The 11,434-nt window shown below is 62.6% G+C and carries 7 protein-coding genes; 3 read left to right on the forward strand and 4 right to left on the reverse strand.

Annotated elements, in window-relative coordinates:
• The first annotated feature begins 11 nt into the window (after positions 1–11).
• Together recO and parC are read left to right on the forward strand one after the other, a co-directional pair.
• Positions 12–776, forward strand: coding sequence for a DNA repair protein RecO (recO, locus tag IF10I1_RS18455; RefSeq protein WP_186393784.1), 765 nt, complete (start codon positions 12–14; stop codon positions 774–776).
• A 93-nt stretch (positions 777–869) separates the two neighbouring features.
• Positions 870–3,119, forward strand: coding sequence for a DNA topoisomerase IV subunit A (parC, locus tag IF10I1_RS18460; protein ID WP_123193972.1), 2,250 nt, complete (start codon positions 870–872; stop codon positions 3,117–3,119).
• 1,006 nt (positions 3,120–4,125) lie between these two features.
• On the opposite strand, the gene smpB is transcribed toward parC, so the two are convergent.
• A complete protein-coding gene (gene smpB / locus IF10I1_RS18465) occupies positions 4,126–4,602 on the reverse strand; it encodes an SsrA-binding protein SmpB (protein WP_186393785.1) in 477 nt (158 codons plus the stop codon).
• 278 nt (positions 4,603–4,880) lie between these two features.
• Positions 4,881–5,759, reverse strand: a complete 879-nt coding sequence (gene dapA, locus IF10I1_RS18470) for a 4-hydroxy-tetrahydrodipicolinate synthase (RefSeq protein WP_094463740.1) — start codon at positions 5,757–5,759, stop codon at positions 4,881–4,883.
• A gap of 226 nt (positions 5,760–5,985) precedes the next feature.
• Between dapA and IF10I1_RS18475 the strand changes: the two genes are divergently transcribed.
• Positions 5,986–6,867 carry an alpha/beta fold hydrolase gene (locus tag IF10I1_RS18475; RefSeq protein ID WP_186393786.1) on the forward strand — a complete coding sequence of 294 codons (882 nt, stop codon included), beginning with the start codon at positions 5,986–5,988 and terminating at the stop codon, positions 6,865–6,867.
• 318 nt (positions 6,868–7,185) lie between these two features.
• Here the strand turns inward: IF10I1_RS18475 and IF10I1_RS18480 are convergent, their stop codons facing one another.
• Together IF10I1_RS18480 and pbpC are read right to left on the reverse strand one after the other, a co-directional pair.
• Positions 7,186–8,337: a porin gene (locus IF10I1_RS18480; protein WP_186393787.1), complete on the reverse strand. Its 1,152-nt coding sequence runs from the start codon at positions 8,335–8,337 to the stop codon at positions 7,186–7,188.
• Between the two features lie 467 nt (positions 8,338–8,804).
• Entirely contained in the window at positions 8,805–11,012 is a 2,208-nt protein-coding gene (gene pbpC, locus IF10I1_RS18485) for a penicillin-binding protein 1C (protein WP_186393788.1), read from the reverse strand.
• Positions 11,013–11,434 lie beyond the last annotated feature (422 nt).

The following is an 11,434-nucleotide window of genomic DNA, read 5'->3' on the forward strand; positions in this document are numbered from 1 at the left end:
GTGGCACGCCGATGGAATGGACAGATGACGGCGTTCTCCTTTCCTGCCGCCTGCAAGGGGAAAGCGCGGCTGTCGCCGAGGTGATGACCCGCCATCAGGGCCGGCATCTCGGCCTTGTACGCTCCGCCCGCTCGCCCCGCATGACGCCGCTGCTGCAGCCCGGCAACACGCTGCGCCTCACCTGGCGCGCCCGCCTGCCCGGCCAGCTCGGCCTTTTTTCCGTTGAAGGCCTATCCTTGCGCGCCGGTTTCCTGATGCAGGAAGCATGCGCACTTTATGGCGTGCAGCATCTGGCCGCCCTCACCCGCCTGCTGCCGGAACGCGCCGCGCATGAGGGCCTGTTTCAGGCCCTCACCGTGGTGCTGGACCACCTGCACGAGCCGCTGATCGCCGGTCCCCTGATCGTGCGCTATGAACTGGCGCTGCTGACAGAACTCGGCTTCGGCCTTGACCTCAGCCGCTGCGCCGCCACCGGTCAGGCCTGGGATCTGGCCTATGTTTCGCCCAAAAGCGCCCGTGCCGTCAGCCGCGATGCCGGGGCCCCCTACCGGGACAAGCTGCTGCCTCTGCCCGCCTTTCTGGTGGAGGGCGAGCGCCAGCCGGGCACGGAAATCAACTTCACCGACCTCTCCGGCGGCTTCACGCTCACCGCTTTCTTCCTCGACCGGCACGTCACCGGCCCCGCCGGTCTTGACCTCTCCACCACGCGCACCGGCATGACAGCGGCCTTCGCCAAGGCCTATGAGCAGGCGGGCCTGATGGGCTTTCCCGGATAAACCGCTCAAGACCGGGGAAAAACCTGCAGAATTCTGCCATTTCCACCCCCGCAGAATTGTGTGGATGGGGCAATCCGGGCTATGGCTCGCAGCATGGGAAACGAGCTGATTCCACCAAGCGGCATTGAAGGCGTCAACCTGCGCGAAGCGCTGGAAGAACGGTACCTTGCCTATGCCCTCTCCACCATCATGCACCGGGCGCTGCCCGATGTGCGCGACGGCCTGAAGCCGGTTCACCGGCGCCTGCTCTACGCCATGCGCCTTCTGAAGCTGGACCCCGGTGCCGGCTTCAAGAAATGCGCCCGCGTGGTCGGCGACGTGATCGGTAAGTATCACCCGCATGGCGACCAGGCGGTCTATGACGCCCTTGTGCGCCTTGCCCAGGATTTCGCGCAGCGCTATCCGCTGATCGAGGGCCAGGGCAACTTCGGCAACATCGACGGCGATAACGCGGCGGCGATGCGTTACACCGAAGCGCGCCTGACCGACACGGCCAAGCGCCTGCTCGACGGGCTGGACGAGGACGCGGTCGATTTCCGCGAGACCTATGACGGCGAAGAGCGCGAGCCGCTGGTTCTGCCGGGCGGCTTCCCGAACCTGCTCGCCAATGGCTCCTCCGGCATTGCCGTGGGCATGGCGACCTCCATTCCGCCGCACAATGCCCATGAGCTGTGCCTTGCCGCCCAGCACCTGATCAAGCATCCGGAAGCCGAAACGCGGGATCTGCTAGCTTATCTCAAGGGCCCGGACTTCCCCACCGGCGGCATTCTCGTGGATGATCCCAAGGGGCTGCTGGAGGCCTATGAGACCGGCCGTGGCAGTTTCCGCGTCCGCGCCCGCTGGGCCGTGGAGGATCTGGGGCGCGGCCAGTGGGTCGTCGTCGTCACCGAGATCCCCTATCAGGTGCAGAAGTCGCGCCTGATCGAGAAGATCGCCGAGCTGCTGACCGCCCGCAAGCTGCCGCTGCTGGACGATGTTCGCGACGAATCTGCTGAAGACGTGCGCGTCGTTCTGGTGCCGCGTTCGCGCAACGTCGACCCTGCCCTTCTGATGGAATCCCTGTTCAAGCTCAGCGAGCTTGAAACCCGCTTCCCGCTGAACCTCAACGTCCTGTCCATGGGCAAGGTGCCCATGGTGATGGGCCTGAAGCAGGTTCTGCGCGAGTGGCTGGACCACCGCAAGGAAGTGCTGGTGCGCCGCTCGCAGCACCGTCTGGCGCAGATCCTGCACCGGCTTGAGGTGCTGGAAGGCTATCTGATCGCCTATCTCAACCTCGACGAGGTGATCCGCATCATCCGTGAGGAAGATGAGCCGAAGGCCTCGCTGATGCGCGCTTTCAGCCTCTCAGACGTGCAGGCGGAAGCCATCCTCAACATGCGCCTGCGCTCCTTGCGCAAGCTTGAGGAAATGGAAATCCGCAAGGAACACGAGAAGCTCAGCGCCGAACGTGACTCGATCAACGCACTGCTCGGCTCCGATGCCAAGCAGTGGGCGCATCTGGCCAAGGAAACGGCAGAAATCGCCAAGGCCTATGGCCCGGAGACTGAGCTCGGCAAGCGCCGCACCGATGTGGCCGAAGCGCCGGACCATGACATCGGCGACATCCAGCAGGCCATGATCGAGAAGGAGCCGGTCACGGTCATCATCTCGGAAAAGGGCTGGATCCGTGCACTCAAGGGCCATCAGCAGGACCTCGCAACGGTCGCCTTCAAGCAGGGCGACAAGTTGAAGTTCTCCTTCCATGGCGAGACGACGGACAAGATCCTGCTGCTGACCACCGCCGGCAAGTTCTTCACCCTTTCCGCCGCCACCCTGCCGGGCGGGCGCGGGCACGGAGAGCCGGTGCGCCTGATGGTGGACATGGACGAGGGCCAGGACATCGTCTGCGCCTTCATCCACAAGCCGGGCCGCAAGCTGATGGTGATCAGCGACGAGGCACGCGGCTTCATCGTGCCGGAGGCCGATGTCATCGCCAACACCCGCAAGGGCAAGCAGGTGCTGAATGTCACCGCGCCGAACGAGGCCGTGCTCTGCATTCCGGTGGAAGGCGATCAGGTCGCCATTATCGGCCAGAACCGCAAGCTGCTGGTCTTCCCGCTGGCGCAGGTGCCGGAAATGGGCCGCGGACGCGGCGTGCGCCTGCAGCGCTACCGGGATGGCAGCGTCGCCGATGCGGTGGTCTTCTCAGGCGAAGCAGGTCTTGTCTGGATCGACAGTTCGGGCCGCAGCTTCAACCGCTCCATGGACGATCTCGCCGACTGGCGCGGCGACCGGGGCCAGGCCGGCCGCCTGCCCCCCACCGGCTTCCCCCGCACCAACAAGTTCGGCACGGGCAAGCTTTGATAGCATGAGCAGTTTCAAGGCGTGATGCGTCAGCATCGAAAGCCTTGGTGTGAAACGGCACGGGGAGAAGCTGCAAGGCTTCTCCCCGATGCATTAGAGCTCCCCAGCACCATAGCCATAGTCTCCGTCATGCCATGACTTGATCATGGCATCCATTCCATTACCCAACCAAGAGCAAAGACCTTCCACATCGCAACGGAATGCCACAAGGCGCAACCTGAAATGGAACGGCATGGATCCCATGATCAAGTCATGGGATGACGAATACGGTTTGGTCAGTGACAGGTGGCGAGTGGACCGGCGTGCCTGCAACAGACACTTCTCAGCCAGCCAGATCCAGAAAAAGCAAGACCGAAACAGCGTTTCAACCAGCCCAATCACATCAGCCACACACTCCGTCATGCCACGACTTGATCATGGCATCCATTCCATTGCCCATCCAAGAGCAAAGACCTTCCGCATCACACCCGAATGACACCAGGCGCAAGCTGAAACGGAACGGCATGGATCCCATGATCAAGTCATGGGATGACGAATACGGTGTGGTCGGTTACAAGTAGCGAATGGTCCGGTGCGGCTGCAAAAGCCTGTCGACAGCAGGCAAAATCCGGATCGGGCAAGACCGAAACAGCGTTTCAACCAGCCCAATCACATCAGCCACACACTCCGTCATGCCACGACTTGATCATGGCATCCATTCCACTTCCCATCCAAGTGCAAAGATCTTCCGCATCGCACCCGAATGACACCAGGCGCAAGCTGAAGCGGAACGGCATGGATCCCATGATCAAGTCATGGGATGACGAATACGGTGTGGTCAGTGACAGGCGGCGGCGTCTTGCGCATGAACGTGCCGCATATGAGTTTTACCCACAACATATCCACAGCCTGCCAACAGCTCTTTCACAAGCTGCCAACAGGCTTGGGCACAGGGTTTTCCAGAAGGATTGCACAAGACTGATACGTCAGCTGAAGCAGTTCCCCAGCAAGCACCAGCGTTCAGACTTCAGCTGCCGGACTTCAGCAGGCGGCCTTTTTCGCGGGCCCAGTCGCGGGCCTTTTCGGTTTCGCGCTTGTCATGCAGTTTCTTGCCGCGGGCAAGGGCGAGTTCCAGCTTGGCGCGGCCCTGCTCGTTGAAATAGATCTTCAGCGGCACCAGCGTCTTGCCTTCCTTGGCCACGGCTGCTGCCAGCTTGGCGATCTGGCGCTTGTGCAGCAGCAGGCGGCGCGGGCGGCGCGGCTCGTGGTTGAAGCGGTTGGCCTGAAGGTATTCCGGCAGATAGGAATTATAGAGCCAGATCTGACCGTCTTTCTCCGCCGCGTAGGATTCCTGAATGTTGGCCTTGCCGCCGCGCAGGGCTTTCACTTCCGTGCCGCGCAGCTCGATGCCGACTTCCAGAACGTCCTCGATCTCGTAGTTGAACCGCGCCTTCCTGTTGTCCGAAACAACCGTCCGGGCGGGGCCGCCAGACTTGGGCGCCATGGTCACATCTTCCCTGCATGGACGCGGAAGGGCCACATCCCGGCCCTTCCGGTCAGTTTGTCAACACAACCTACCCCTCCTTCGTCATCCCGGCCAAGCGCAGCGCGAGCCGGGACCGGTGAGCCGGAGGGCAAGTTGTTTTTCTCCAGAGCCATAACCGGTGCGCCTTGGCTCACCGGTCCCGGATCTCCGCTTCGCTGCGTCCGGGATGACTAGGGAGAGGTTTTGTCATAAATCAGACCGAAGGGGCGGTCGCAGGCCCTTCCGGTCATTCTATTTCAGTTGATCAGGCCCGCATGCACCATCGCATCGCGGATCTGGGCCTGCGTTTCCGGCGAAACCGGGACAAGCGGCAGGCGGACTTCGTTCTCGATCTTGCCGAGGAGCGACAGGGCATATTTCACGCCGGTCGGGTTCGGCTCGATGAAGAGCGCGTTGTGAAGCGGACCCAGCCGGTCCTGAATGGCGAGCGCGGCGGCATAGTCACCGCGCAGCGTTGCCGCCTGGAAATCGGCACAGAGCTTCGGTGCCACATTGGCCGTCACCGAAATGCAGCCCTGCCCGCCGTGGGCGTTGAAGCCGAGCGCCGTGATATCCTCGCCCGAAAGCTGGAGGAAGTCCGGTCCGCAAGTCTTGCGCTGCTGGGTGACACGCGCCATGTTCGCCGTCGCGTCCTTGACACCCTTGATGTTGCGGCAGGTGCTGAACAGCTCTGCCATGGTCTCCGGCGTCATGTCGATGACCGAGCGGCCCGGGATATTGTACATGATGATGGGAATGCCCACAGCATCATCAATCGCCCGGAAATGCGCCTTCAGGCCCGCCTGGTTCGGCTTGTTGTAATAGGGCGTCACCACCAGCAGGGCGTCCGCGCCGGCCTTTTCCGCATGGCGGGCGAAATCGATCGCCTCAGTGGTGTTGTTGGAGCCAGCGCCGGCGATCACCGGCACGCGGCCAGCCGTCACCTCGATGCAGAGTTCGATCACGCGCTTGTGCTCGTCATGGGTCAGCGTCGGGCTTTCGCCCGTGGTGCCCACCGGAACGAGGCCGGAGCTGCCCTCTTTGATCTGCCAGTCCACAAAATCCTGAAAGCGTTTCTCATCGACCGCGCCATTCCGGAACGGAGTGATCAGCGCTGGTATCGATCCCTTGAACATTTTCAGAATTCCTTGTTGGACTTTGTTTTCCCGCAGATTTCAGGCGGGAATGGTCCGGCACAATAATGTGCAAGTGGCCTTGCGGCAATGGCTTAGACGGCATCAGATTGCGCTTGCGGACAGGCCTTGCACACCTGTTGCAGCAAGGTAGCATGGCTGCTCCTGCGGCATCCGCAAATGGTGGCTGCAAACCGGCGGCAAGCGGCCGGGCAGCCGGGGAGAGATCATGAGCATTACGGCAGAAGAGTTTCACTGGACCGCAGCAGATGGTCTGCGGCTGGCCGGATGCGTCTGGCATCCGCCTGTTGAAGTGCCCGGTGCCGTGCCGCTGATTTGCCTTCCGGGCCTCAGCCGCAACACCCGGGATTTTGCGGATGTGGGACAGGCTCTGGCCGCCAATGGCCGCAAGGTCTATGCGCTCGACTATCGCGGGCGCGGTCGAAGCGACTGGGATCAGAACTGGACCAACTACAGCCTGCCCGTAGAAGCCTCTGACATTGCCCTGTTTCTGGCTCAGGCCGCCCTGCCCCGCTTTGCAGTGCTGGGCACCTCCCGCGGCGGGCTGCATGCCATGATGATGGCAGCGCAAATCCCGCGTGAGATCTTCTGCGCGGCTATCCTCAACGATGTGGGGCCGCGAATCGAGCTCGGCGCGCTCCTCGAGATCCGTGACAGCTTTGCCGCGCGCCAGGTCTACGCCAGCTTCGAGGACGTGGCAGCCGCACTGAAGAGCGCTCTCGCCCGTGATTTCCCGAAGATCGACGATGCCGGCTGGCTGAAATTCGCCAGACAGGCCGGAAGGGCAACCGAAGAAGGCGTGATCTTTGACCACGACCCCGCGCTGGACAAGCCGATGGAAGCCATCACCGCCGATACACCCTGGCCCGAACTCTGGCCCCTGTTCGCCCCGTTGCTGGACAGGCCGGTACTCGTGCTGCGCGGCGCCAATTCCCGGCTGCTGACGCAAGCCACGCTGCAGGAGATGGCGGCCACACATCCGGATCTCTCAAGCCTGACCATCCCGGACGAAGGCCACGCGCCGCTCCTGTGGGACAGCCTCAGCCAGAGGGCGATAGAGGACTTTCTGCGGGCAAGAGTGGACGGTTGATCGGGCGGCTCCCGGCAGGAAGTCTTCCGCTTGAAGCCCGCCTCCACGAAAGACCGGCAGATCCGTAGACCGGCAGAGCTTATACCAAGGCGCTGAGATGCTGACGCATCACGCCTTGAAACTGCTCAGGTGCTGCACGGGCTTGACCAACTCTCGATGAGTTAAGCTCATCGAGAGTTGGTCTTAGTCATGCCACAGCCACAGGCAGAGACTGGACGAGACCACGGCAAAACGACCGCTGCAATCGCACAGCATCTTGAAAAAAGAAAAACCCCGCAGCTTTCGCTGCGGGGTTTCCATCAAATCCAGAGGATCTGATTAGAACGTGCGCTGAACGCGGAACATACCAGCGATGGAGTCCTTGTCAGCAGCGTTCTTGATCGAACGGTTGCGGTACTCGAGCTCGCCACCGAAGATGAGACCGGAAACCGGCTCCCAAACGAGGTTACCCGAAACGCCCCACTGGGTCACGTCAGCCAGAGCAAACGGACGGTCGATCTTGGCGTAGGAAGCGTCGATGTTGGTCGACCACTGCGAGGTCCAGTAGTGGGTCAGACCACCGCTGACCGACCAAGCCTTGGTGGTCTTGGTCGTGCCGTTGGCGAAGTAGACGTCCTGCAGGCCGGTGATGCTCGGAGCACCGACGTAGGAGATAGCGCCATCAGCATACTGAGCCTGGAAGGAGATGGAGTCCTTGGCTGCGATCATCGGCAGCTTGAAGGTCACGCCAGCGCCGATAGCGTAGCCAACCTTGGTCTTGGACGAGGTAGCAGCCAGACGAGCTTCGTGCAGAGCACCCATCAGCTGAGCGGAACCCCAACCCTGGTCGACGCGCAGGTTAGCAACAACGTCCGGCATGCGGTGACCGGTGGTGCCAACCTGACGGTAGGTGCCATCTTCGAACGACAGGGTAGCGCTGATGCCGTTGCCGAAAGCAGCGGTGTAAGCAGCAACCCAGGTCGAGCCCTTGTCAGACCAGACATGACCGATCGGGCCGTTGAAAGCGCCACCGGTGTAGTAGTCGAAGAACGAACCGGTGCGGCCGAAGGTGAAGCTGCCGAACTGGATGAAAGCCTTGTCGAGCGTCGTGGACGTCGAAGAGCTGTCATTGATGCCGGAGTTGGCAGTGAAGTAGGTGTCGATGTAGGCGCGAACCAGACCGTATTCTGTGTTGGTGCGAGCGTCCAGACGGATGTAGCCACGAGCGCGGGTAGAGGTGCCAGCGTCGGTACGCTCATCCCAGTTGTTGTTGCTGTCGCCGAAGTCGTTGAAGTAGAAGTCAGCGCGGACGCGGCCGCCAACGCGGAGGCAGGTCTCGGTGCCCGGGATGTAGAAGAAGCCCGTGCCGAAAGCGTCGCAAACGCGAACGTAGTCAACCGGCTCCGGAGCGACCGGCAGATCAGCGGCCTGTGCGGTGGTGGCAGCAGCAGCGGCAGCAGCCGCGCCGAGCAGAATGCTCTTAAGGTTCATTTTCTGACCTCCAAATCAGTCAATCAATGGTGTTCATCGCCGCCGCCCTCTTGGGCTACAATCGAATTCCACCGATCCCCGCGAATTGTTCTGATATTGCCACCGGCCGGAGGTATGATCCTTGGACGGCAATCCAGTGCGACCCGGAGGCCGCTCGCACAGTGACCATACCCATCCGCGTTTTTCGTTCAACCTCGAAACACCCTCCAGCCCCGGTCCGGAGCCGCTTTCAAAATGCGGTGTTGCACGAAAGTCACGACTTTGGGGGTGATCTTAAGATTCCCGTAACCAGTGGGGCCGGATCTGGGCGGAAAAACCCTTACGAATCCGTTTCTTCCCTGGTTAATCTGCAGCTGTGCCCCTGTTGAAAGAATGTCCCGCAGAGCGGATTCGGCGCGGCACAGCGGCAACAGCGGGCAGTTTCCGCCGTCCGTGACCGCACAGCAAGCGCTGAAGATCAGTCTGGTTCAGTGCAGGCGGACACTGATCCGGTCGCTGCGGCCATCCGCATCCACGACTGTGATGACAGAATCGCCCGGACCGTCGGGCGCCCAGGCAAGGCTGGTCATGAACTGGCCGGTTCCAACGGGGCGCCCGTTGGCAAACCAGGCATAGGGCCCGCGGCCGCCCTGAAGTTTCACCACCAGCGCCGCATTCCGATCCGATGCAAGGCCAAGTTCGACCTCTGCGCCATCGGGCGGATAGGCGATTCGCAGCGCTGCGCTCTTCTGAACAGACTGTGTCCCGCCAGACTGAGCTGCAACGGGCCCTCCGCTGTCGAGCGAACGGACACGCGCTTCCTTCAGCGGCAGCGGCAATCCGGCATTGGCGCTCTGCAGCACACCGGCAGGCGGCTGCGGCAGGGGAATGCGCTTGGCTCCCAGCCGCTGGAACGCCTCAAAGAGAATCGGTGCGGCAGAATTGATGCCGGTCATGCCCGGCACCGGCGTGCCGTCCGGCCGCCCGGTCCAGACGGCCACCACGTGCCGGCCATCGAATCCGGCCGCCACCGCATCCCGGTAGCCATAGGCCGTGCCGGTCTTGAAGGCGATTTCGCCCTCACCGCTCGAATCGGGCCGCGGCACGCCGAGAAGAACATCGCCCACATACCAGGCCGCCGCAGGCTCCAGCAGCGGCAGGCCTGAGGGACGGGCGGCAGCCTTCATGTCAAAGCGCAGCGGCATTGCCTTGCCGCCGTTGGCAAGGTCCGCATAGAGCGTTGCAAGATCCTTGAGGCTGAGGCCGACGCCGCCAAGACCGATGGCCAGGCCCGGCGCGACACCTGAGGGCAGGACCGGCTCGACGCCCGCCCGGCGCATACGCGCAGTCAGCTGGGCAGGCCCCACCGCATCCAGCAGCCGGACAGCAGGAATATTGAGCGAGAGCTGCAAAGCCTCGCGCACGGTCACCGTGCCCTGAAAGGACATGTCGAAGTTCGTCGGTGTGTAGCCGCCAATGCGGACGGGCCGGTCCTCGATGTAGCTTTCGGGATGCGCAACCCCCTCCTCAAAGGCAAGCCCATAGATGAAGGGCTTCAGCGCTGAGCCGGGAGAGCGCACGGCGGTGACCATGTCCACGTGCCCCTGACGGCTTTCTTCCTCGAGGCCGGGCGAACCGACCCAGGCCAGAATCTCGCCCGTGGTGTGATCGGCCACAAGGGCCGCAGCGGAAAGGCGGGAATTGCCGCCCCGCACTTTCGAGGCCAGCAGGGCTTCGAGCGACTGCTGCAGATTGCGGTCAAGAGTCAGGCGCTGCTCCAGGGCCTGCGGATTGGCGCTCACCACCTGGCGGGTCAGGTGCGGGGCGATCATCGGCATGGCACGGCGGACGGAAGGGACAGATTCGCCCTTGGCGGCCTCTGCTTCTTCTTCATCCAGAACACCGGCCTCTACGGCCCTGTCCAGCACCCGGTCCCGCGCCACACGGGCAGCCTCCGGCGACCGGTCCGGCCTGCGGGCTTCTGGCGCCTGCGGCAGGGCGACGAGCAGCGCAGCTTCTGCCGGCGTCAGGCGGCCCGGCTCCTTACCGAACCAGACGAGGCTTGCCGCCCGCACGCCTTCCAGATTGCCGCCGAAGGGCGCGCGCAGAAGATAGAGCCGCAGGATCTCGTCCTTGGACAGATCCCGCTCCATGGCCAGTGCGGCCACCATCTGCTGATATTTGCCGGACAGGCTGCGCGTGTCCGCCTCGCGGGCAAGACGCGCGGTCTGCATGGTGAGGGTGGACCCACCGGAGATGATGCGCCCCGCCATCAGCATCTGGCCGAGCGAGCGGGCCAGCGCCAGAGGATCAACGCCGCCATGGTCCCGGAAGCGCCGGTCCTCGAAGGCGATGAGCATCCTTATATAAAGAGGATCAACGGCGGAGACGTCCACCGGCAGGCGCCACCGCTCGTCAGAGGCGGTGAAAGCGCGCAGCAGATCGCCGTTTCGGTCGAGCACTGTCCGGGAAACGGACAGGTCATCATATTTGCGGGCTGAGGGCACCGCCGCCACATCGAGCGCCACGCGCAAGGCCCCTGCCCCGGCTGCGGCAAGAACCAGCCCGGCAACGCAGCCCGTTAGCCAGAAGCGGCGGCGCGTGATGCGCATGCGCGGCGGTTTGCTGTCCGGGCGGGCGGTCTCCCGCCCGGAGAGTTCAGATGATTGAACCAGCTTGTCTTCGCCATCGGTCATGACTGGCTCATCCCGTTTCAGCAGGGCAACTACATACACACAACGCGTTTGAATGCGCTATGAACCTTGCCCGGCCGTGAAAGAGATGATTATTTTCAAAAACTTATCTCTTTAGCCGAAGCCTCTCATTTCCCCTCCCCCTTGAGGGGAGGGGGCAGGGGTGGGGGTATTCACGCCGGAGCGTGACATAACTGCCCCTCTACTCTGTGCAGCAAACCAACAATCAAAATACCCCTGTTTTTCAGTCTGTTACCCCCACCCCCAACCCCTCCCCTCAAGGGGCAGGGGAATCGCGTATGTCGAATAAGGGGTTGTTTTACTGAGGCAAATCGATTCATGAGTTCTCCGTCCCGGGAGGTTGCGATGAGTAGATTTGCCGCTTGTTTTGAAGCTTTGCCTGATCCGCGCAGCAGCAACGTGCG

This window comes from Pannonibacter sp. I15F10I1, from assembly GCF_900185665.1.
Lineage (GTDB): Bacteria > Pseudomonadota > Alphaproteobacteria > Rhizobiales > Stappiaceae > Pannonibacter > Pannonibacter indicus.